We start from the raw sequence: 20,375 nt of genomic DNA on the forward strand, positions 1-20,375 counted from the left end.
CAGCTAACGTCGTGAAATTAGCGGAACAATAAGAATTCGCTTTGTTAAAGGGCAGCTAACGTCACGAAATTAGAAATACCATAAGAATTCGCTTTATTACATTGCCTATCCAACTTCTTACTGGTGATTCTATACAAAAACTGCATCAACTAGCTTTCTATTAAAAGTAGATTTAGATTTTCTGTCATTTCATGTAAGATTAAGTAGAAATAAAAAGAGCCGGATGAGGAGTATTAAAATGAAGAAATATTCTATCCTACTATTCTATTTAGCGTTGATGTTAATCCTGTTTTTAACAGGTTGTATGCATATGCAAAATGGAACAGCAGAGAATGCACCCAGAAGAGAAGTACCAGTTGAAACAAAAATAAAACAAATGGATATAGAACTAGAGAAAGAAATAACGTTGGTCGCGATAGGAGATATTCTTATCCATGATCGTGTTTATAATGATGCAAAAACTAGTAAGGGTTATGACTTTCTACCAATGATAGAACGAGTTAAACCATATCTAGAAGATGCAACTGTAACTATTGCAAATCAAGAAACGATGATAGGTGGTGAGGAGATAGGGTTATCTTCCTACCCTCAATTCAATAGTCCCTATGAAGTAGGAGATGCACTTAAAGATGTAGGAGTAGATGTTGTTACGTTAGCGAATAATCACACGTTGGATAGGGGGAGTGCTGCAATAACAAGTGCAATAAAACACTGGAATAATCTAAAGATGACGTACACGGGTGCTTATGAGAATGAAGCAGATAGCAAAAGAATAAGGGTTTTGTCGACAGACGAAGGGATTGATTTAGCATTTTTAAGCTATACATATGGAACGAATGGAATACCGGTGCCTGATGGGCAAGATTATCTAGTTAATCTCATTGATAAAGATAAGATAGCAACTGATATAAGAGAGGCAGAAGAACTAGCAGATGTAACCGTTATTAGCTATCACTTTGGTAATGAATATCAGCGAATGCCAAGCAAAGAACAAAAAGATTTGGCGCAATTTGCATCAGATTTAGGGGCAGATATTGTCATTGGCCATCATCCACACGTTTTACAACCAGTTGAATGGCTACAAGGAAAAGAAGGCAATAAGACTTTTGTTGCCTATTCCCTGGGAAATTTCTTGTCAGGGCAAGATGAGTTTTATAGAAGAATAGGTGGGGCACTCAGACTGACAATTACTAAAGATGATGAGCAACAAATTACAGTGAAGAATCCGGAATTTTTGCCAACCTTTGTTGATTTTAAAATAGTAAATGGAAAGATGACTCAATTTGAGATGTTTCCAATGAAAGAGGTCACAGATTCTCAATTAGTAGATGCTAATCAACATTATCTACAAATAAAACAGCACCTTTCTCAATGGCTGCCTGAATTAAGTTTTATTGGGGAATAGTTACAGTTAAATGAATGTTAATAATGTGACAAGCATATATCTATGGTAGACTATTTTTGGTATAATACGTAAATTGAGTGAGTTGATAAACTAGAGAGTGAATTACCTTAAAGGAGAATGGTTGAATGGAATGGAAAAATATTTATAGAGGAATGCTAATGGGTGCAAGTGATGTGGTTCCGGGTGTAAGTGGTGGAACTATAGCAGTTGTCCTCGGTATTTATGATCGCTTAATCGAAGCAATAAACGGCTTTTTTAGCAAGGACTGGAAAAAGCACTTAGGCTTTTTATTTCCTTTAGGAGTTGGGGTGGTCATTGCAGTATTTCTACTAGCAAGGGTGATTACCTGGTTATTTGAAAACCACCCTGGACCAACTCAATTTGCCTTTTTGGGTTTAATTATTGGCATTTTGCCCTATTTATTCAAAAAGTCTGACGCTAAAAGGACGTTTAAAGGTCAGCATATCTTTTTGCTTATCGTAGGTGCGATTATTGTTGCATCCATGGTTTTTTTTCGTTCAGGTGAAACTGGTCCAGTAGAAAACTTTACTCTTACGACGTATGCATGGATTTTTATGTCTGGATTCATTGCTAGTGCTGCCATGATTCTACCAGGTATTAGTGGGTCGTTTTTGTTACTAGTAATTGGATCATATAGTACGATTATTGCTGCGGTACATGAACTTCAATTTACTGTAATTGCAGTCGCTGGGGTTGGGATTGTTTTAGGTATTGTTGTTATGAGTAAAGTGATCCATTTTTTCTTGGAACATTATACAACTGGAACCTTCTCTCTAGTAATTGGGTTAGTAATCGGTTCTGTAGTCGTTATATTCCCGGGATGGCCAACTTCTGGAACAGGAGTAGTATTAAGTGTTATGGCCTTTGCATTAGGTTTGTTGCTGGCATTCCTACTCGGACGCGTGGAATACACCGATTAGGCTAATTACTTGATGGGTGGTAAGTAAAGTGGTACATTTTTTGCAGAAGAAAGGGGTAATGAGATATGGAAGCTATTCAAACCAGAGATAAATTCAATGAAGTGATAAATTCAGAAAAGCCAGTTATTGTTAAGTTCTTTGCGGACTGGTGTCCAGATTGTAAAAGAATGGATATGTTTATTGGTGATATCTTGGAAGACTATAACCAATATAGTTGGTATGAGTTAAATAGTGATGAGGTAGAGGGCATTGCTGCAGAACATGAAGTTATGGGGATTCCGAGTCTCCTAATATTTCAAAATGGTGAAAAATTGGCTCATCAACACAGTGCTTACACTAAAACTCCAGAAGAAGTTAGAGAGTTTTTACAACAACAATTGGGATAAATAGATGAAGAAAGAGAAGCGAATCAAATAATTCACTTCTCTTTTTTATGCCTATGGGGGGATTATTAATGACAGGATATCGTGGTCCGGATGCCTATAATGATAAAGATTTTTTGAAAAGTTTTATTCACAGACGAAACCGTCCTAAGAGTCCAAATAACATCATTGAGAAGCCGATTTTTATCGAGTTGCTAGGAGATGTAAAAGGGAAGGAAATACTAGATCTAGGTTGTGGAGATGCAAATTTTGCGGTGGAATTAGTTGACCAAGGGTATAAGTCCTATTTAGGTATAGAAGGTTCAAGTGCCATGTATGAGAAAGCGCAAAGTGTAACTGCGAACCTCGAATCAGCAAATGTCCAGTACTCTCCTATAGAAAAGTTCGACTATCCAAAGGACGCGTTTGACATGGTCACCTCCAGGCTCGTGTTTCATTACATTGAGGATCTATTACATCCATTTCATCAAATTTTTCAGACCTTACATAGTGGTGGTAAATTTATCTTCAGTGTTCAACATCCCATTTTAACTTCTTCGACAGCAAGCCTTCATCAATCAGGAAAACGTACAAATTGGATTGTAGATGATTATTTTTATCAAGGAGAAAGGGTAGAGCCTTGGATAGATCAAAAAGTAGTGAAATACCACCGAACATTAGAGGATTACTTTAAACTTTTAACAGAAGTGGGTTTCTCTGTAGAATCTATAAGAGAACCACGACCTGAGAAAGAGAAGTTTGATACGATAGAAGAATACCACCGTAGAATGCGTATCCCGTTGTTTTTAATTTTTTCCTGTACAAAAAAAGCTTAAATAATGGGCCTTTCGAGAAGATTATTGCTTTAGGAACCACGTAGTTGAGATAAACTCTCTAGTAACTTATTTAAACTTTTTGATGTGTGCTTGAACTCGTTCCGGCAGAATACTCCGCTTTCCGCAGCGTTGGTTTAGCATTCATCTTCTATAGGGATTAGGTCTTAAATTTACTGCAGAGTCTATAGAGATTATGACAAAAGCAAGAATAGTTGCGAGAAGGGCCTATAATAAATAATGTAGTGTGAGGTGCAAATATGATTCGATTAGCAACAATAGCAGACTTGGAATCAATAATGGAAATAGTAGGAAAAGCGGTTAAGGTAATGAACGATCAAGGAAATTTTCAATGGGATCATAGCTACCCTCTTTTAGAAAACTATCAAGGGGATCTAGAAAGGGAAGATTTATATGTCTATGAAAAAAATGAAGAAGTTCTTGGTGCCATTGCTATTAGTGAGAAGGCGCATAGTGAGTATCACCTAATAGGGTGGAGTTCAGATGAGCCAGCTTTAACATTAAAGCGGTTAGTAGTAAGTCCGTTTGCAAGAAAGCAAGGTATAGCAGATGCATTTTTTGAGTTTGCTGAAGAATACGCGATAGCAAATCAGTTTTATTTTATTAAAACAGATACCTTTTCCAAAAACTTAGCAGCACAAAAGTTATTTGCAAGAAATGGCTATACGTTTGTTGAGGAACGGAGAGAAGAAGCAAAGAACGATTCACTTTATTATTTTGAGAAAAAGCTAAATGCTTGAATAAGATTATGAAACAAATTAATCCCTATTCTCGTAATTTAGAGAGGGGGTATGTTTATGAAGGGGTTAGATGTTAATAGCGTATCTGTCATAATCAAGGAAGAGCCAATTTTAGACAATGTGTCATTTAGCTTGAACCAAGGTTCAATTAGTGCATTAATTGGACACAATGGTGCAGGTAAATCTACCGTTATGAAAACAATTATGGGGTGGCAAGAAAAAGCTGCAGGTACGATTGAGATAAAAGGGGTGGAACAGGAAAGAGATTTTATAGCCTTTAAACAGAACTTGTCCTATATACCTGAGGAACCATTTCTATTATCAGAGTTAACAGCTATGCAGCACTTTCAACTCTATGGTCAAAGCTACCAGATGAAGGAGGAAGTACTACTTAGTCGAGTAGAATATTACATAAATAAATTCGAGATAGCAGATAAGTTAGACGAATATCCAGAATCATTGTCAAAAGGAATGCGCCAAAAGGTTCAAACGATATGTGCCTTATTACCAGATGTTCCGTTGTTATTAATTGATGAGCCTTTTATGGGGTTAGATGTGTATGCATCGGATTTTTTACAACAGGTACTTATTGATAAAGCAAACAATGGAACATCAATTCTGCTTACATCGCATCAATTGGAGCGTGTTCAAGAACTAGCTGATTCCTACATTATGCTTCAACAAGGAAAGGTTGTTGGTAACGGTGATATGGAGGATTTCCAAGAGTTAACAAGGAGATTTGATCAATGAATGGAAAACCATCCACTTTCACCGCGTACTATCTCATAAAGAAGAACCGTGTACAGAAGAAAAGAAAGCTGTATAAGCTTGCCCTTGGCGTAAGCTTCGACCTCACCGTATCAATTTATTTAGGGCTATTTTTACTGTTTGGTGCATTCATATTATTTGATACGATCAAGCAGTACCAACATTATTTTCTTGAGATAGAAAGCTTTATTTCTAGCAATATCGTTCTTTTACCTTTATTATTTGTTATTCGTCCTTTGTATCTTTCTTTTACAAAACCAGGGATTTTATTTACGAGTGCGGAATTAAAGCTGAGCATGCTACCATTCTCCAGACAGAAGCTATGGATATATTGTTTGCTAGAAAAATGGTTGAAGATCGTAATGGGTACTTTTTCTCTGGGAATAATTATCGGGCTAGTAACCCCCTTTACGTTTAACTTGATTTGGCCACTTATTATACTAACGGTTCTTATGCAGTTACTAATGAGTATTCCGCAATGGTATCTTTACCAGCAACCAATTATTAAAAAGTTACTTATTATTTTCGTCGTCATGGTGTTAACGGGTGTGACTCGAATTGGCTCATTAGCCTTTGAGCCACCTTACCTTTGGATAGCAATCTTATTAGTTGTACTTTTACTATCTAACATTTTGATATTTAAAAGCTGTCATACACATGTGGATTGGCAAAAAGTTATTCAAACCAACGATCTCGCTGTCTGGAATATCTGGTTCGTTAATCAAATGTCTAAGATGCAGATTAAGCCTGAAAAAAGACAAGGCTGGCTGCAGCAAATAGTAAAACGGAAAAAAGAAAAGCTTCCCTTCGATTATCAGGATAAAACAATCATTTACAAACGTTTGTGGAGAAGAAGCTTCGCTGAAGAGAAGGAACAAGTAATCCAAACGATAGGTGGCATTCTTGTCCTACTAATAGTACTTTGTTTTCAAGCAAAATGGTTATTCGGATTGGGAATTTGCTTGGCCATTTTCATCTTTTCTAAAATGGTTGCTAGTTTTTTTACTGCTGGTTTTTCTGAAAAGTTGCTTCACAGTTTACCTTGGGATATGGAAGTAAGAATAAAAGCCTTTAAGTACTGGGTTAATTGGGTTGCTATATTCCTAGGGGTGGTGCTAACGATACTGTTACTATCATCGGGAGTGAATTGGTTATGGATTCCCATGCTGATTCTCCTGTATATAACTGTCACAACGTTTTATATAAATAGGCAATTACGATTAAGGCAATCCTTATTAATAAAAGAAAATGGCTATCAATCTTTTTGGGAAGAATCCCTCAGTCTACTATTCTTTGGTCTTGTGTTGGTAAGTATTGTGTATCCTATTGTCTCAGTGGCATTTATTTTTCTGTTGCTGTATCAAGTGCGATTTAAAAAATAAGGCGGATTATATATATATTCGACTGATTGACATGCCTTTCGACCATTTAATATAATACTTTTATTGAGGAAGAGGGGTGAATGGAAAATGGATAATAATAAGCTGTTATATGATCAGAAAAAACAAGATCCCTCTTTAAAGTTATTTGTGGTGTTATCTAAAGCATATCGTTCTGTTGCAGATCAGGTGTCTGCAGATATACGAGCTAAAGGTTTAAATACGACAGACTTTGGCGTTATGGAATTACTATACCATCAAGGTGACCAAGCTCTTCAAAAAATCGGAGATAAAATCTTGTTAGCAAGTGGTAGCATAACGTATGTCGTGGATAAATTGGAGAAAAAGGGATATGTAAAAAGAGTCCCCTGTCCAACAGATAGAAGGATTACGTTTGCCTCCATTACAGATAAGGGAACGGATTTGTTAAATGATATTTTTCCAAACCACTGGAAGCAGATAGAAGCAATAACTAGTGGATTAAATACGGAAGAGAAAGAACAAACGATTGAATTGCTAAAGAAATTGGGGACATATGCAGACAGGTTGAAGTAGAAATATTTAATGTTTTCCAGTATAATAGACGTAACTAAAGTTAAAAGGAGGGATGAACCAGATGCTACACGTAGAAAAGCACGTTATTGATACAAGATTATTGTATATTCATCGTGCGATTTTTCATTATTTAGTTGTTAACGGGACACGTATGTCCTTTTTTAACAACTAAATAATGGAAAAAGTGTAGGATCTTTCATTCCCGTTAATTAAATTACGTTATGGAGAAGGTCTATACGGGATACGTATAGCCTTTTTTCATCCGTGTTTCAAAACCAGGGGGGTAAAGTACCTTCTGGTTTTTTTGCGTCTAATAAAACAAAGCTCTTTTCACATACATTGTGGACTTTCAGGATGACACAGTTGAGATAAAATCTGCAGTAACTTATTAGAACCTTTGGATGTGTGCTTGAACTCGTTCTGGCAGAATACTCCGCTTTCCGTGGGCACGGCCTCAAGCCTTCCTGTGACGCAAAGAACGCTCTTCCGGGATCTTCACCTCGTGCTGTTCCCACAGGACAAGGAAGGCTTCGACAGAATTGACATCGCACGAAGAAAATCGGGTTGTATTTTCGAGGAGTCTCCGTATTCTGCCTACACTTTTGATAGATTTCTACCTCTTTAGAACATTAACCACTAATCGTCCAACTAAAGCGCTTGATTCTAGGGACTGTTACTCCTACATTTTTTCCACCTTTGTTGTTGCCCGGAGCGGAAATCAACGTCTCCACTTACTGGTGATTCTATACAAATAATGACATAAGTAATGATAGTCATGAAAAGAGCCTAAAAATAAAGAGGTGTTTATTATGTTGGTAACATTAAAGGATATAAAGAAAATTAGTGGTGGAAATGTTTTATTTGAGAAGCTTAATTTTGATATAAAGGAAAATGAAAAGGTAGGACTCGTTGGAAGAAATGGTAGTGGTAAGACTACGATTTTTAAATTGATCGCTGGAATAGAGCAATTTGAACAAGGTAACTTATTTATAAAACGAAACACAAAGATTGGCTATCTCGAACAAATTCCTGATTTTCCAGAAGGAACAGCTTTAGACTTTCTGCAAAACAGTTTTGAAGAAATCAATGATCTGAAGAAAAAAATGAAACAGTTAGAAGAGAAAATGCAATCAACTTCAGATTTAAATAAAGTTTTAGAGGATTATGGCAAAGTCCAGACTCTATTCACCGATAAGGGAGGATATGAGGTCGATGCGAAAATTGACAAGGTAGCGCATGGATTGGCTATTAGTCACTTACTAAGTCAATCATTTACACAGCTTAGTGGTGGTGAGAAAACAAAGGTAGGTTTGGCAAAGATTCTCTTACAGGAACCAGATCTCCTATTACTCGATGAACCGACTAATCACCTTGACCTAGCAGCAATTGAATGGTTGGAGAAATACGTAAATCAATATGAGGGGTCAGTATGTATAGTTTCACATGACAGGACATTTTTAGACAATTCGGTAGGAAAGATCGCCGACGTAGAGATGGGTGAAATAACTTATTACCGGGGAAATTATAGTCAATATGAGAAAATGAAAGAAGAGAAGTTATTGCAAGAGTTTGCTGCATATCAAGAGCAACAGAAAAAAATAAAAAAGATAAAGGAAGCAATAAGACGGCTGAGGCAATGGGCTAATGAGGCAAATCCCCCAAATGAAAAGCTGTTTAAGAAGGCAAAAAGTATGGAGCGTGCTCTTGAGAGATTGGAAAAGCTAGATCGGCCAATTATGGACCCTAAAACAATGGCGTTAAATTTCTCTGCCGAAGATCGAAGTGGAAAGGATGTCTTAAAAGCAGAATGTCTAACGAAAAATTTTGGAGATAAATCGATTCTGAAAGGGATAGATTTACATCTAAGATATAAAGATAGGCTGGCATTAGTAGGAGATAATGGGAGTGGCAAATCTACTTTGATTAAGCTGTTATTGGAAAAGGACATACCTACGTCTGGTAGTGTTACAGTTGGTTCGCAAGTATCTATTGGTTACTTACCTCAAGATCCAATGCGAGACGTAGCTGCAGATTTACCAATGATAGATTACTTCCGTTCGGAGATTAAAGTTACCGAAGCGGAGGCAAGGCAGATATTAGCCAAATTCATGTTCTATGGATACTCGGTATTCCAGAAAGTTAGTCACTTAAGTGGTGGTGAAAGAATGAGAGTTAAGTTGGCGATATTTATGTATTTAGGAGTAAATGTACTAGTGCTTGATGAACCAACGAATCACTTAGATGTGGAGTCCCAGGAGGTACTGGAAGAAGCCTTGGAGAAATTTGATGGAACTGTAATTGGTATATCACATGATCGTTATTTCCTTAATCAATGTTTTACTGAAACAGCATATCTTGTAGACGGAAAATTACATCGTTATGTTGGGAACTATGATGAGACGAAATCAAATTGGGAACACCTTAAAGATAGACTGATAGCCGTTCAACAAAAACAGAAAGAAAAACCTATGAAGACTGGTTATGAAACAAAAATTGACTATGAATTGGAAATAGAAAAGTTAGAAAGCAGAATAGCAAACTTAAAAGTTAAGATTCAACAAGGTGAGAATAAGGGAAGAGAAGTAGAATTGGCTGAGGAGAAATTAGATCTTTACTTTCAAAAGTGGATGGAAGAGGATGAGCATACAGTGTGACTTTTATCACAGATTTTTTATTAGTTTCGATGTAAGATGTATTTGAGATTGGGATGTCTCTGCTCTATATATGACGTAAATAATGGGAATTATTTGCGTCTGGGAGCCAGGATGTACGGGTCTTGGTTCTCTATATTATCCGCTTATCATTGATAAGCGGATTTTTCTTGTGTGAAAAAAGAGGATGTTCATTTTATATAGTAATCCAAAATCTTTTAATGATATTTCCATCATCTTCAACGAAGTCTTTACCTTGGATGCCGCCATTTTTTCTAATTACTTTCTCTGAGCCAATATTATCATGGTCGCATACAACTAGTGCTTTGCTAATTCCTAGCTCTTGCGCACGTTGTAGGGCTAGCTGTAGTAGCTTTGTTGCATAGCCTTTTCCTCTAGCGGATGGTTTTATTCCATATCCAATATGACCACCGCTATTGGTTAGAAGTGGTGTTAATTCATGGCGGATACTAACTGCTCCTATTATTTCATTAGTCTGATTGACTAACCATAATGGTGAGTCAGCCACCCATCCAGGAGGTAGACCCTCCCCTTTTTCAGAGTCGTGAAGAAATGCTACCATCTTTTCGAAATCAGTTGGGTCCTTTTTAATGAACCAAGGTATCATGTCCTCTCCGGTTTGTATCCATTCTTCATAAAATGCTAAATATTGTCGTTTTAAAGCAGTTGTCGGCTTTATAAGACGTAAAGATTCTTCCATCGTTACACCCCGTTTTGCATAAATTTTTACTATTCTAACATATAAGTTTCATTACGAGAACGGATATTAGAAAACTATAAGAAAATAACAAGATAGAAAGAGTTTCATAATCCTCTGTACAAATAAGGTTTTAATCTTGATTAGTATGGGTATAAATTGAATAGATCTTTAGAAATGTATGGGAGGATCCACCAATGACAGAACAAAATGTACTAGTTTATGTTAGTGATGATTGTAATGAATGTGTCGAAATGATGGCCTTTTTAGATAAATATCATGTGGAATACCAAGTTAGAAATATATCTAACAATCAGGAATATATGAGAGAGTTACAGCGAGAAAAAATATATGCAACCCCTGTGGCATTTGTTAATAAAGAAAGGGTACTGGGATTTCAAAAGAACAAACTAATGTCAGTAATAGGACTGCCAAAATATCTTTAATGCAAAATAAAAGAATTCATTTCTGTTAACCAATTATTTATTTTGTGCATAGGCTATTAACAAAATTATTATGAAAAAGAGGTGTTCCTATGCACGCTAGAAGAGCGCCGAATCAAACGGTAAATATGCAAAGATATAGTCACTTTTCATATCAGCAACCATACGGGCAGCAAATTCAATATCCGGGAAATCATCAAGGTTATGGTCAAAATCCAAACCAAAATCCAAACCAAAATCAAAATCAAAAATTCCAACCAAATTCTCCACAATTCCAACAAACTTCCACTCCATTTCAACAATTAGCAAAACCACAACAACCAGTCAATTGGTACCAACCATCGCAACAGGGGCCGCCTAATCAGAATTGGAAACAGCAACCTAAGGGGATAATGTCCTATTTTCAAGATAAAAATGGTCAGATGGATATCGATAAAATGTTAGGTACTGTAGGACAAATGGCTAACACCTACCACCAAGTTTCGCCAATATTAAAGGGGTTAGGGTCTTTTGTGAAAAGGTTCAAATAGTAAAGAAATCCTTGCCGAAATATTAGGCAAGGATTTTTATTTAGAGAAATAGGCATGTATTCCATTATTAATTTTGTAAAATTAAAGCATACGACTAGCAAAGGAAAGTGTTTATAGATAACATGATAAGGAAAAGCTTGAGCATATTAGTAGTAAAAACGTATAGAAGGTGGTAAGGATGATCGGGTGTATTTGTATTCATGGCTTTACAGGTGGACCATATGAAGTGGAACCATTGGCTGAGCATTTAAAGCAACATACTGACTGGTACATTGAGATCCCATGTTTACCAGGCCATGGCAGGGAATTACAATTAAAAACAGTTGATTATAAGCAGTGGATACAAACATGTGAAGCATCAATGAAAAAAGTAAAAGAGATATGCGATATCATATATATAGTTGGTTTCTCAATGGGAGGTATGATAGCTTCTTATTTAGCTGCTAAATACAATGTGAATAAGCTTGTCCTACTTTCAACTTCAAGGAAATATATTAGTGTTAGACAAATGGGTTTGGACATGAGCCAATTTGTAGTGGAAGGCGTTAAAGGAACATTGAAGGATAACAAGTTATTCCAGCATTATATGGCTAAAAGGGGCTCCATACCTATGAGGGCAATGATTGAGTTTTTGAAATGTATGAGGTTTACAAAACCTTATTTGAAGAAAGTGAATTGCCCCGTTCTTATTGCCCAAGGGATTCAAGACGGTATGGTTCCGTATAAGACAGCCACCTATTTGGATAAAGAAATCCCGAGTCAGACGGAAGTGATTTATTTTCATGATTCTAAGCACTTAATTTGCCTAGGAGAAGACAGAGAGATTCTTATCCAAGCAGTCGATGAATTTCTTAATAGACCATAAATAGCTATAGAAGAAAGCACCCCCAGCTAAATTTTGTCATTTTAGTTAGGTAGTGCTTTTTTTGAGTTAAAGAACATAAGGAATGTGCCGTTTTACCCGATAAATGTGCCGAACAGGGCCACTTATGTGCCACGCTACCTTAGATATGTGCCAAACACATTAGTTTATGTGCCATAATACATAATAAATGTGCCGAACAAGCATTAGTTTCATTGCTTTTGATGCTCCGTTAAGGTTATCTTCCTCTTTCTTGACGTACTAATAATAAATAAGCATAACCCCATCAGTACAATTGTCCCACCAAGCCATTGAGTAGGAGTAATTTGTTCTCCCAAAATAAAATAAGCAAGAATAGAAGCGCCGACAGGTTCGAAAAGAATACTCATAGAAATGACAGATGTACTTAACCACTTTATAGCCCAGTTAAACAATGTGTGTCCCAAAAATGTCGGGATAATCGCTAGTGCCAAGAAAATTAACCAGTCATTAAGCGGATAACCAGTAAAGGGGTGGTTTAATATAAGGTTATATATAATTAATGTGATGGAACTAGCACCATAAACAATGAATGTATAGGTCATTAAAGAAAGGCGCTTACGTACATGTTGCCCCACTAAAAAGTAAATAGTAATCATGATTGCACCTATTAAAGCGAGTAGATCACCAAACAAAGCCATACCATCTAATCTAAAGTCACCCCAACTAATAACAAAACTTCCGGATAAAGCAATGATCATACTTATAATTGCAGCAGAGGATGCTCTTTCTTTAAATAATAAGAATGTACCCAAAAATGCAAAGATTGGTTGTAGCGTTACTAAAACAACGGAGCTTGCAACAGATGTATAATTTAATGATTCAAACCAAAAAATAAAATGAAATGCTAAAAATACCCCGGATAAAATCGAAAGTCCCCAGTCATTTCGATTAATATGTTTGAATTCATCACGGTTTTTTAGTAAAACGTAAGGGGTCATTAGAACGACAGCAATTAGTAGACGGTAATTTGCTATTATAGATGCTGAAGCAGAGTCGGCTAATTTTACGAGTACCGCAGCAGTTGAAACAGATATTACTCCAATAACAACCGCGATGAGTGGATTATATGGAGGCTTTTTCATCGAGTATCTCCCTTAGGTAGTCTTTTTTCTTATTCTAACACTCAATTGTTTGAAAATCATTTCTATTATAGGTAGAATTAGTAAACAGAGTATGATAAGATTAAACAATCCATTGAGTGCTCGCTTACAAGGCCTCTTCCAAGTGTGGAGGAAGGCTTTTTTTCACGTTAAAATGTATGATAAATATATAGTAGGTCTAAGTTCCACTTTGACGAAATTAAAAAAATAGAAGTAATTTGTATAGATTGAGTGTAAACGACTATTTTAGAGATATGCTATAAGAAAGAGTAGTTTGAAATAAGAGAAGTGGACCAACAAGAGTCAACTACCCTGACTTGACCAAGAATTTAACGTGTTGTAAATATACGTGCTAACTTTGAGATTTTAAGTAAAAAGGAGTAGGGAAAAATAGTGACAACATTTAATGCATTAGGTATTTCAAAACCAATTATGAAAGCTCTAGAGAAAATGGGCTTTGAAGAAGCAACACCAATCCAGGAACAAACGATTCCTCTAGGTTTACAAGGGAAAGATGTGATTGGGCAAGCACAAACAGGAACAGGGAAAACAGCAGCCTTCGGTATTCCGATGATAGAAAAAATCGATCAAGACCTGAAAAAAATTCAAGGTTTGATTGTAGCACCAACAAGAGAATTAGCTATTCAAGTTTCGGAGGAAATACACCGTTTAGGTAAGTTTAAAGGAGTTAGAACTTTACCAGTATATGGTGGTCAGCACATGGAAAGACAAATCAGAGCGTTAAAAGATGGCCCGCATATCGTGGTTGCTACTCCAGGACGTTTACTTGATCACTTAAGAAGAAAAACAATCAATGTTAGTGGCGTTCATACAGCTGTATTAGACGAAGCTGATGAAATGTTAAACATGGGTTTCATTGATGACATCAGAGATATTTTAAAGGCTATACCTGAGCAAAGACAAACACTTCTTTTCTCAGCAACTATGCCTAAGGAAATAAGAGATATTGCTGCTACATTAATGAAAAAACCGGAAGAGGTTAAAGTAAAATCAAAGGAAATGACGGTATCTAATATTGATCAATCCTTTGTAGAGGTTCAAGAAAGACAAAAATTCGATACACTAACTAATCTTTTGGATATTCACGCACCTGAATTAGCGATCATCTTTGGTCGTACTAAAAAGAGAGTGGATGAAGTTACAGAAGGACTTTCTGCTCGTGGTTTCCGTGCTGAAGGTATCCATGGTGATTTAACGCAAGGAAAGAGAATGTCTGTTCTTAATAAATTTAAAAGTGGACGAATTGAAATTCTTGTTGCTACTGATGTAGCTGCTCGTGGGCTTGATATTTCTGGTGTAACACACGTTTATAACTTAGATATCCCACAAGATCCGGAAAGCTACGTACACCGTATCGGTCGTACTGGTCGTGCAGGTAAAACAGGGGAAGCAATTTCTTTCATTACTCCTAGAGAAATGCCTCACCTTCACTTAATTGAGAAAGTGACGAAGAGTAAAGTGAAAAGAATGCAGGCTCCATCATTTGATGAAGCGCGTCGTGGTCAACAACAACTTACAGTAGAGAAACTTACTTCTACAATCGAGAAGAAAGAGCTTCAAGATTATCGTGAAACAGCTACAGAACTATTGGATCAATATGATTCTGTAACAGTTGTAGCTGCAGCATTGAAATTGATGACTAAAGAGCGTAGAAATACGCCAGTGACATTGTCGTCTGTTCAGCCTGTTAGTGTGAAGAGAACAGGTGGAAATAATAAAGGCGGCGGGAACAAGAAATTCAGAGGCGGCGGCGATAATAACAGAGGTTTTTCAAGAAAAGGTAAGCCGTCACGTAATCGCAAATTCCAAAATAAACGTGGTTCAAATAACAATAACAATAACAACAACAATAGAAAACAAAATCAATAATATGAAGAAAAGTGCTACCATTAATTGGAGCACTTTTTTTATTTATATTAAATTAAGTGGAAATGTGACAGAGGCTCGAATGATTGCAAGAGAGTAGATGTCTGGAAGTAGAAACAGACTTTTTTTATAAAATTGATTATATGTAAAAAAGCATGGGGTTAGAAGTCCTACCCCATGCTTTTATTTGTTCGCTTTTTTATTTAAACTGCTCACGCTTAAATATCCAACTATATAACAAACCAATAAGCAGCAACATACCACCGTAGCCAACTGCAGGATAAAGATATTCGACCATTGTAGAAAAGCCTAATTGACTGACACCAAAGGCTACAATTGTGGTTCCGATAATTAACCACTTTTTATACGTTTGCTTGATAAAGTCTAAACGGGATACAAATCCGTATAAATTACCAACAGCAGTTGTGTACACTTCAGCAAACAAAACAATCGCGAAAATAAATTGAACTATAGGCGAAATATGTTGTGCAACTGTTATCATAGGAACCTCAACTGTAGCAGATTCCACTATATTGGTAATAATACTAAAATTAATAGCTACTACACCTACTCCGAGTCCTAGTGCACCCAGTAAAGCACCGATAAACAATGTTTTCTTCTCTTTTGTCCTTGCGCCAAGAGGGGCGAGAATGGCTATCGCGATAACTAGATTGTAGGACGCATAGTTGACTGCTGATATAAACCAGTTTGGTGACGCACCTGGTAATTCTTTAGCAATTTCTATTTCTTCTCCAGTTAACGGATTGTTTATAAGACTGTATATGGTAATAAACAGCACAGAGGCAAGTAAAATAGGCACAACGTAACTTATGGCGTTGATTACCCCTGATATGCCAGTTAACACCGTTAAAAGAGTAATAATGGCCATTAAGATCGTTCCGATGAGCGGTGAAAAATGAAACTGTTCATGAAAGATCGCACCTGCACCGGCAATCATTGCGGCAAGTGCACCAAATAGAAAGATTGTAATAATGAGATCAATGACACTTCCAAGTATCTTTCCATTTGAAAAGCGAACGATTTTAACATAGGAGTCAGCTTGTAGTACTTGTCCCAATAATAATATGAGATAACCGTAAAAGAAAAAGAGAACAGTGGATAAGATGATTCCCCAAATACTACCAAGGCCAAAGGTGCTGAAGAACTGGAATACTTCTTGTCCGGAAGCAAAACCTGCTCCGACTATTGTACCAATGTAAGTTGCTGCAATTTTAAAAATGCCGACGTTTCCGTTATCAGACTGCATGATTGTCCTCCTTTAAATAAAACTTATATTAGCCAAATGTGGAAGGAATTATGTGTAATGAGAAAACATCACCTGATAACAACTATTAGTATCAACCGCACATAAATACGAATAAATTGGTATTTGAACAAATTGTGATTAGGGAGAAGAGATTTCTGTAGATGTTTAATGTACTAAGAAGAAAATACGCACTTTTTTCACATAAGATGAGGAATAAATCAAGAGCTGGGTGCTTTCTTTACGATTAATTTAGTTTTATGTACGCAAATTTTTTAAAAGAAATTGCAAAACCAAAAGAAGATAAATATCACTTAATTATGCAATTACTTTTTATTAATTAATCTTGTATCTGGACATGAAAATCGTCAGATAGCCGATCGGTACTATAACTTAGATACACTTCAGCTTTGCCATTTGAACCATCTGTATATACATTATCAGCTGGAAGACATATTTTAGATGATCTGTTAGTAATTTGATTAATATATCCGATTTGGGTATCGTTATTAGTTGGATATCCAGCATCTGTCTCGTACAGAGTTAATGAAAGAACACTACCAGAATTAACTCCTGAAACACATATTCTAATATTACCTCCACCAGAATAGAAAATACCAGTGTGCTTTGTTTCTGTTGTTGCAGTTAAACTATCTGAATAGACAGTATCCCAATCTCCGGCTCCAAATTGAATTAACTCACTAGCTGATAAGAAGTTAGGGGAAAGCAAAACCAGAATGAGAAAAATTGAGAAAATAATTTTGAACAATCGATACATTTCTATAACCTCCTTATCTTATCCCTTCTAGGACAAGGGTCAGAATTCTCCCTTCTAGGACAAGGGTCAGAATTCCTTCTTCTCTATATGTACCATTATTAAAAAGATGTCATTTTTACTGAATAACTTAAACGAACCTAAGTAGAATATAAACAGAGGAGGTATTTAGATGAGAAAATTCAGAATATTCTTGATGTTAGTGGCATCCACCTTAATACTTTTAATTATAAGTTATGATAGAACTGTAGTGTTCTCTGTAAATAATGCTAATGACAAAACAATTTTAATTTCAGGTTCAGAAAAGAGAGAATTAGAAAAAATATTATTAGAGAAATTAGATGGGTATGATGTGGTTGTTAGTGTATTTCAGAATTATTTACAGAATAAAGGAATTATTGCTATTAATACTTCTTTCACTGATACCAGTAAGGAGGCTAAGCTAATTGCAGAGGACATAAAAAAAGATGTTGAAAAGGTTTTGGAAACTAATATGCCACGTATTAGTTACTCTGTACATGTAATTAATCAGGATCGTGAGGATCTTATAAATAACGTAAATAAGTCATTAGAAGAAGATATAGAAAATTACGGAAAAAAACTAACAAACAAGATAGGAAAAAATTATTCCCTTAATAATGCGGTGAAAAATGGTGATATTATTACTAATAATAATATAAGCTCAGTTGAACAAAAAAAAATCAATAATTTCGTAAGGAATATTAGGAATAACAATTCAGATTTTATACGATTTGTTAATTTTAATACAAAGAAAGTTACGGAACTACAATTTAATGGAAAGCTTATATACTACAGCCAAAAAAGAATTACAGATCAAGATATGATTGCCAAAGGGGATGAAACTGATTCCAATGTCATAAGCGATTACTGTAAGGAAATTGTACTTGATTCAGAGATGTCTTATTTAACTAATTGTTATAATAATGAATTAATAGAATTCTAAATAGTGGTAGGGGTTAAACAACGTTTTAATTATCTGTATATTTACATGCCAAATAATTTACCTACCATATTATGGATTAACAATAGGTCCATTGGAAAAAGTAAGACTGAGTTCAAAAGCTACAAATAAAAAACGTTGCCTCCCAAATTATAGGGGCAACGTTTTTAAAGTTGATATCTTGTGATCTAAGAAATTAATTGTGCTTAAGGGTTCAGAAACACACTAACTAAAGAGATAATTGGAATGCCAACAATTGTAGCCAATCCGACAAATATAAGGTTGTTTATGTATCCTTTAACATCCGAGGCTTTCTCTTTCACGCTAGCTAGTGAATCGTTACGGATGAGTAAAACATTTGCTAGAGAAAATAATAGCACCCCAATGATAATAATGAGAGGGATAATACTATCTATAACGGAGTAACTCGTTCCTTCTTTCATAATAAATCCAACAATAATCAAACCGATTGGAATAATCTCTGTAATAGCTACACGAATAAAGTATTTAGTTTGATGTTTTTGAATGGTGTTAGTATTAAGTTCGTCATTTTCTAATTGATTTTGAATTTCTGCCATTAACTTTTTAAACGAATTCAAAATACCAAAAGCAGCAATAATAGAAGCTAATGTAAATAGCCAAGCAGGGTTCATCATTTCGTCCTCCCAATATAGTGTAATATAAGAAAGTTTATCATTTAGTTCCTCTACTTGGAACCATATAAGTCTAAAATTTATATAAAATATGGTAATCTTGCATTAGTTAATAAATAGGACTTGTGGGAGGAATTATGAACGTTATACATAATAGTGAATTAGAAGAGAAGGTTTTACTAAAAAAGACTGGCAAGATTAAGACAATTTCTGCGATCCATTACCTCCTTGCTTTCATTCCAATCCCACCAATTAACATAGGTTTGACGTTTATAGTATGGTTGTTAGGTAAGGATAAATCAGCCTTTATTGATCATCACGGCAGGCAATCCTTAAACTGTCAAATTAGCTTCCAGCTTTACGGCCTCATTATTAGCATCATGACATACATCATTAACCTATTTGTTGAGTTAGATATAAGACAGATTGGATATAGTGTGTTTGTTATCGTAGCGCTTTACTATATGGTTGCCATAATAGTTGCTATCGTATCTTCGTTTATTGGCAAAAAGTTTTATTTTCCGTTAGTAATACCTTTTTTTAGAGTAGAAAAAAGGAAAAAGAAGAACATGTAGATGTCTTCTTTTTCCTTTATTTTAATTAAACTTTCTCAAAAATTTATAAAAATCTAGCCATTATACCGAGCAATACTAAAAGACCAAGAATGCCCCACAGAACAGGACCTATGTACTTTTTGAATGGAAAGCGTCTCTTATTCCAACGATTAGGATCAAACGGGATAGATTGGTCCTTTTGTTTTCTCTGATTTCGATAGGGGGAGAATGGTTTGGCATTTTGTAACAGGACAGGTCCTAAAGCAAATCCGCTAATAAACCCAAATATATGCGCAGAAACACCAACCCCTGACCTCATAAACGACATGATTAATCCGATAACCAAAATGGTGACAATGACCTGAGCACTTCCCCTGTCTATTAGGTGTTTACGTAAAACAATGATAAAGATGTAGAGACCGAAAAGCCCGTAAACAGCACCAGATGCCCCTAAGTAGAAATAATTACTAGGCTCGGAGAACAATGTCAACACATTAGCAATAACCCCTGTTAATAAGTAAGTAAGAAAAAACTTAAATTTTCCTAGCATTTGTTCTAGTGGTGGTCCAAACAAGACTAGAGAAAAGCAATTGAATAAGACATGCGTAATTCCATTTGGGTCATGAAGAAAGACAGCTGTCACTAGCCTCCAATATTGTCCTTGTGAAATCAAGTAATTCTGACCGACACCATACTGATAAATCACATCACCAAGTGGGGGAATTAACATGGAACATAGCCATAGCGCTAGTTGAAAAATAACGATTGCCGTTATAAGTGGATAGAAGCGAATAAAATCTTTAAAGCTTTCCGTACGAATAAACATAGATTAACTCCTTTTATTATTAGGTTCTTATCTATAATAATACTGTATAGACAGGCATAATCACAAACATATTAGGATTGTCCTTATTCATACGATATAATAGAG

22 protein-coding genes are annotated in these 20,375 nt (G+C 35.7%); 16 read left to right on the top strand and 6 right to left on the bottom strand.

Features of this window, described 5'->3' with window-relative positions:
- Nucleotides 1–238 precede the first annotated feature (238 nt).
- The 10 genes from H7K77_RS03340 (at nucleotide 239) to abc-f (ending at nucleotide 9,658) form a co-directional block, all read left to right on the top strand.
- The gene (locus H7K77_RS03340) at nucleotides 239–1,405 is read left to right on the top strand and encodes a CapA family protein (protein ID WP_186576301.1); all 1,167 of its coding nucleotides are present in this window, start codon (nucleotides 239–241) and stop codon (nucleotides 1,403–1,405) included.
- A gap of 125 nt (nucleotides 1,406–1,530) precedes the next feature.
- Complete coding sequence (locus tag H7K77_RS03345) at nucleotides 1,531–2,346, top strand: DUF368 domain-containing protein (protein ID WP_186576302.1); 816 nt, start codon at nucleotides 1,531–1,533, stop codon at nucleotides 2,344–2,346.
- Nucleotides 2,347–2,411: 65 nt separating this feature from the next.
- Nucleotides 2,412–2,732, top strand: coding sequence for a thioredoxin family protein (locus H7K77_RS03350; RefSeq protein WP_186576303.1), 321 nt, complete (start codon nucleotides 2,412–2,414; stop codon nucleotides 2,730–2,732).
- Between the two features lie 68 nt (nucleotides 2,733–2,800).
- On the top strand, nucleotides 2,801–3,544 hold the full coding sequence (locus H7K77_RS03355; RefSeq protein WP_186576304.1) for a class I SAM-dependent methyltransferase: 744 nt from the start codon (nucleotides 2,801–2,803) through the stop codon (nucleotides 3,542–3,544).
- A 257-nt stretch (nucleotides 3,545–3,801) separates the two neighbouring features.
- Nucleotides 3,802–4,302 (top strand): GNAT family N-acetyltransferase, encoded by a 501-nt coding sequence (locus H7K77_RS03360; protein ID WP_186576305.1) that lies wholly within the window; start codon nucleotides 3,802–3,804, stop codon nucleotides 4,300–4,302.
- Between the two features lie 57 nt (nucleotides 4,303–4,359).
- Complete coding sequence (locus H7K77_RS03365) at nucleotides 4,360–5,052, top strand: ABC transporter ATP-binding protein (RefSeq protein WP_186576306.1); 693 nt, start codon at nucleotides 4,360–4,362, stop codon at nucleotides 5,050–5,052.
- Nucleotides 5,049–6,452, top strand: a complete 1,404-nt coding sequence (locus H7K77_RS03370; RefSeq protein ID WP_186576307.1) for a hypothetical protein — start codon at nucleotides 5,049–5,051, stop codon at nucleotides 6,450–6,452. The genes H7K77_RS03365 and H7K77_RS03370 overlap by 4 nt, the downstream gene beginning before the upstream one ends.
- A gap of 87 nt (nucleotides 6,453–6,539) precedes the next feature.
- Nucleotides 6,540–7,004 carry a MarR family winged helix-turn-helix transcriptional regulator gene (locus H7K77_RS03375; protein ID WP_186576308.1) on the top strand — a complete coding sequence of 155 codons (465 nt, stop codon included), beginning with the start codon at nucleotides 6,540–6,542 and terminating at the stop codon, nucleotides 7,002–7,004.
- A gap of 61 nt (nucleotides 7,005–7,065) precedes the next feature.
- Nucleotides 7,066–7,176, top strand: a complete 111-nt coding sequence (locus H7K77_RS21670; RefSeq protein ID WP_328701019.1) for an RAxF-45 family protein — start codon at nucleotides 7,066–7,068, stop codon at nucleotides 7,174–7,176.
- Nucleotides 7,177–7,813: 637 nt separating this feature from the next.
- A complete protein-coding gene (gene abc-f, locus H7K77_RS03380; RefSeq protein WP_186576309.1) occupies nucleotides 7,814–9,658 on the top strand; it encodes a ribosomal protection-like ABC-F family protein in 1,845 nt (614 codons plus the stop codon).
- Between the two features lie 193 nt (nucleotides 9,659–9,851).
- Here the strand turns inward: abc-f and H7K77_RS03385 are convergent, their stop codons facing one another.
- The gene (locus H7K77_RS03385) at nucleotides 9,852–10,376 is read right to left on the bottom strand and encodes a GNAT family N-acetyltransferase (RefSeq protein WP_186576310.1); all 525 of its coding nucleotides are present in this window, start codon (nucleotides 10,374–10,376) and stop codon (nucleotides 9,852–9,854) included.
- A 194-nt stretch (nucleotides 10,377–10,570) separates the two neighbouring features.
- Here H7K77_RS03385 and H7K77_RS03390 point away from each other — a divergent pair, with 194 nt between their 5' ends.
- From H7K77_RS03390 to H7K77_RS03400, 3 genes are all read left to right on the top strand, one after another.
- Complete coding sequence (locus tag H7K77_RS03390; RefSeq protein ID WP_186576311.1) at nucleotides 10,571–10,819, top strand: glutaredoxin family protein; 249 nt, start codon at nucleotides 10,571–10,573, stop codon at nucleotides 10,817–10,819.
- Nucleotides 10,820–10,908: 89 nt separating this feature from the next.
- Nucleotides 10,909–11,346: a YppG family protein gene (locus tag H7K77_RS03395; protein ID WP_186576312.1), complete on the top strand. Its 438-nt coding sequence runs from the start codon at nucleotides 10,909–10,911 to the stop codon at nucleotides 11,344–11,346.
- Nucleotides 11,347–11,524: 178 nt separating this feature from the next.
- Nucleotides 11,525–12,211: an alpha/beta hydrolase gene (locus H7K77_RS03400; protein ID WP_186576313.1), complete on the top strand. Its 687-nt coding sequence runs from the start codon at nucleotides 11,525–11,527 to the stop codon at nucleotides 12,209–12,211.
- 209 nt (nucleotides 12,212–12,420) lie between these two features.
- Here H7K77_RS03400 and H7K77_RS03405 read toward each other — a convergent pair whose 3' ends face one another.
- Nucleotides 12,421–13,332 (bottom strand): DMT family transporter, encoded by a 912-nt coding sequence (locus H7K77_RS03405; protein ID WP_186576314.1) that lies wholly within the window; start codon nucleotides 13,330–13,332, stop codon nucleotides 12,421–12,423.
- Between the two features lie 411 nt (nucleotides 13,333–13,743).
- On the opposite strand from H7K77_RS03405, the gene H7K77_RS03410 reads away from it, so the two are divergent.
- The gene (locus tag H7K77_RS03410; RefSeq protein ID WP_328701020.1) at nucleotides 13,744–15,240 is read left to right on the top strand and encodes a DEAD/DEAH box helicase; all 1,497 of its coding nucleotides are present in this window, start codon (nucleotides 13,744–13,746) and stop codon (nucleotides 15,238–15,240) included.
- Nucleotides 15,241–15,436: 196 nt separating this feature from the next.
- Here the strand turns inward: H7K77_RS03410 and H7K77_RS03415 are convergent, their stop codons facing one another.
- Together H7K77_RS03415 and H7K77_RS03420 are read right to left on the bottom strand one after the other, a co-directional pair.
- A complete protein-coding gene (locus H7K77_RS03415; RefSeq protein ID WP_186576315.1) occupies nucleotides 15,437–16,504 on the bottom strand; it encodes a YkvI family membrane protein in 1,068 nt (355 codons plus the stop codon).
- Between the two features lie 337 nt (nucleotides 16,505–16,841).
- On the bottom strand, nucleotides 16,842–17,279 hold the full coding sequence (locus H7K77_RS03420) for a hypothetical protein (RefSeq protein ID WP_186576316.1): 438 nt from the start codon (nucleotides 17,277–17,279) through the stop codon (nucleotides 16,842–16,844).
- A 169-nt stretch (nucleotides 17,280–17,448) separates the two neighbouring features.
- On the opposite strand from H7K77_RS03420, the gene H7K77_RS03425 reads away from it, so the two are divergent.
- Nucleotides 17,449–18,240: a hypothetical protein gene (locus H7K77_RS03425; protein WP_186576317.1), complete on the top strand. Its 792-nt coding sequence runs from the start codon at nucleotides 17,449–17,451 to the stop codon at nucleotides 18,238–18,240.
- 203 nt (nucleotides 18,241–18,443) lie between these two features.
- Here the strand turns inward: H7K77_RS03425 and H7K77_RS03430 are convergent, their stop codons facing one another.
- Nucleotides 18,444–18,890: a hypothetical protein gene (locus tag H7K77_RS03430; protein WP_222599195.1), complete on the bottom strand. Its 447-nt coding sequence runs from the start codon at nucleotides 18,888–18,890 to the stop codon at nucleotides 18,444–18,446.
- 137 nt (nucleotides 18,891–19,027) lie between these two features.
- On the opposite strand from H7K77_RS03430, the gene H7K77_RS03435 reads away from it, so the two are divergent.
- On the top strand, nucleotides 19,028–19,465 hold the full coding sequence (locus H7K77_RS03435) for a DUF4870 domain-containing protein (RefSeq protein WP_186576319.1): 438 nt from the start codon (nucleotides 19,028–19,030) through the stop codon (nucleotides 19,463–19,465).
- 43 nt (nucleotides 19,466–19,508) lie between these two features.
- Here H7K77_RS03435 and H7K77_RS03440 read toward each other — a convergent pair whose 3' ends face one another.
- On the bottom strand, nucleotides 19,509–20,270 hold the full coding sequence (locus tag H7K77_RS03440) for a rhomboid family intramembrane serine protease (protein ID WP_186576320.1): 762 nt from the start codon (nucleotides 20,268–20,270) through the stop codon (nucleotides 19,509–19,511).
- Nucleotides 20,271–20,375 lie beyond the last annotated feature (105 nt).

It is taken from the genome of Aquibacillus kalidii, from assembly GCF_014280935.1.
GTDB lineage: Bacteria > Bacillota > Bacilli > Bacillales > Amphibacillaceae > Aquibacillus_D > Aquibacillus_D kalidii.

Excerpts from the sequence above, each read along its gene's own strand:
- H7K77_RS03440 (WP_186576320.1), bottom strand. The coding sequence starts at position 20,270 with ATGTTTATTCGTACGGAAAGCTTTAAAGATTTTATTCGCTTCTATCCA.
- H7K77_RS03405 (WP_186576314.1), bottom strand. The coding sequence starts at position 13,332 with ATGAAAAAGCCTCCATATAATCCACTCATCGCGGTTGTTATTGGAGTA.
- abc-f (WP_186576309.1), top strand. The coding sequence starts at position 7,814 with ATGTTGGTAACATTAAAGGATATAAAGAAAATTAGTGGTGGAAATGTT.
- H7K77_RS03430 (WP_222599195.1), bottom strand. The coding sequence starts at position 18,890 with ATGAACCCTGCTTGGCTATTTACATTAGCTTCTATTATTGCTGCTTTT.
- H7K77_RS03400 (WP_186576313.1), top strand. The coding sequence starts at position 11,525 with ATGATCGGGTGTATTTGTATTCATGGCTTTACAGGTGGACCATATGAA.
- H7K77_RS21670 (WP_328701019.1), top strand. The coding sequence starts at position 7,066 with ATGCTACACGTAGAAAAGCACGTTATTGATACAAGATTATTGTATATT.
- H7K77_RS03355 (WP_186576304.1), top strand. The coding sequence starts at position 2,801 with ATGACAGGATATCGTGGTCCGGATGCCTATAATGATAAAGATTTTTTG.
- H7K77_RS03350 (WP_186576303.1), top strand. The coding sequence starts at position 2,412 with ATGGAAGCTATTCAAACCAGAGATAAATTCAATGAAGTGATAAATTCA.
- H7K77_RS03390 (WP_186576311.1), top strand. The coding sequence starts at position 10,571 with ATGACAGAACAAAATGTACTAGTTTATGTTAGTGATGATTGTAATGAA.
- H7K77_RS03415 (WP_186576315.1), bottom strand. The coding sequence starts at position 16,504 with ATGCAGTCTGATAACGGAAACGTCGGCATTTTTAAAATTGCAGCAACT.
- H7K77_RS03340 (WP_186576301.1), top strand. The coding sequence starts at position 239 with ATGAAGAAATATTCTATCCTACTATTCTATTTAGCGTTGATGTTAATC.
- H7K77_RS03370 (WP_186576307.1), top strand. The coding sequence starts at position 5,049 with ATGAATGGAAAACCATCCACTTTCACCGCGTACTATCTCATAAAGAAG.
- H7K77_RS03360 (WP_186576305.1), top strand. The coding sequence starts at position 3,802 with ATGATTCGATTAGCAACAATAGCAGACTTGGAATCAATAATGGAAATA.
- H7K77_RS03395 (WP_186576312.1), top strand. The coding sequence starts at position 10,909 with ATGCACGCTAGAAGAGCGCCGAATCAAACGGTAAATATGCAAAGATAT.
- H7K77_RS03435 (WP_186576319.1), top strand. The coding sequence starts at position 19,028 with ATGAACGTTATACATAATAGTGAATTAGAAGAGAAGGTTTTACTAAAA.
- H7K77_RS03425 (WP_186576317.1), top strand. The coding sequence starts at position 17,449 with ATGAGAAAATTCAGAATATTCTTGATGTTAGTGGCATCCACCTTAATA.
- H7K77_RS03365 (WP_186576306.1), top strand. The coding sequence starts at position 4,360 with ATGAAGGGGTTAGATGTTAATAGCGTATCTGTCATAATCAAGGAAGAG.
- H7K77_RS03375 (WP_186576308.1), top strand. The coding sequence starts at position 6,540 with ATGGATAATAATAAGCTGTTATATGATCAGAAAAAACAAGATCCCTCT.
- H7K77_RS03385 (WP_186576310.1), bottom strand. The coding sequence starts at position 10,376 with ATGGAAGAATCTTTACGTCTTATAAAGCCGACAACTGCTTTAAAACGA.
- H7K77_RS03420 (WP_186576316.1), bottom strand. The coding sequence starts at position 17,279 with ATGTATCGATTGTTCAAAATTATTTTCTCAATTTTTCTCATTCTGGTT.
- H7K77_RS03345 (WP_186576302.1), top strand. The coding sequence starts at position 1,531 with ATGGAATGGAAAAATATTTATAGAGGAATGCTAATGGGTGCAAGTGAT.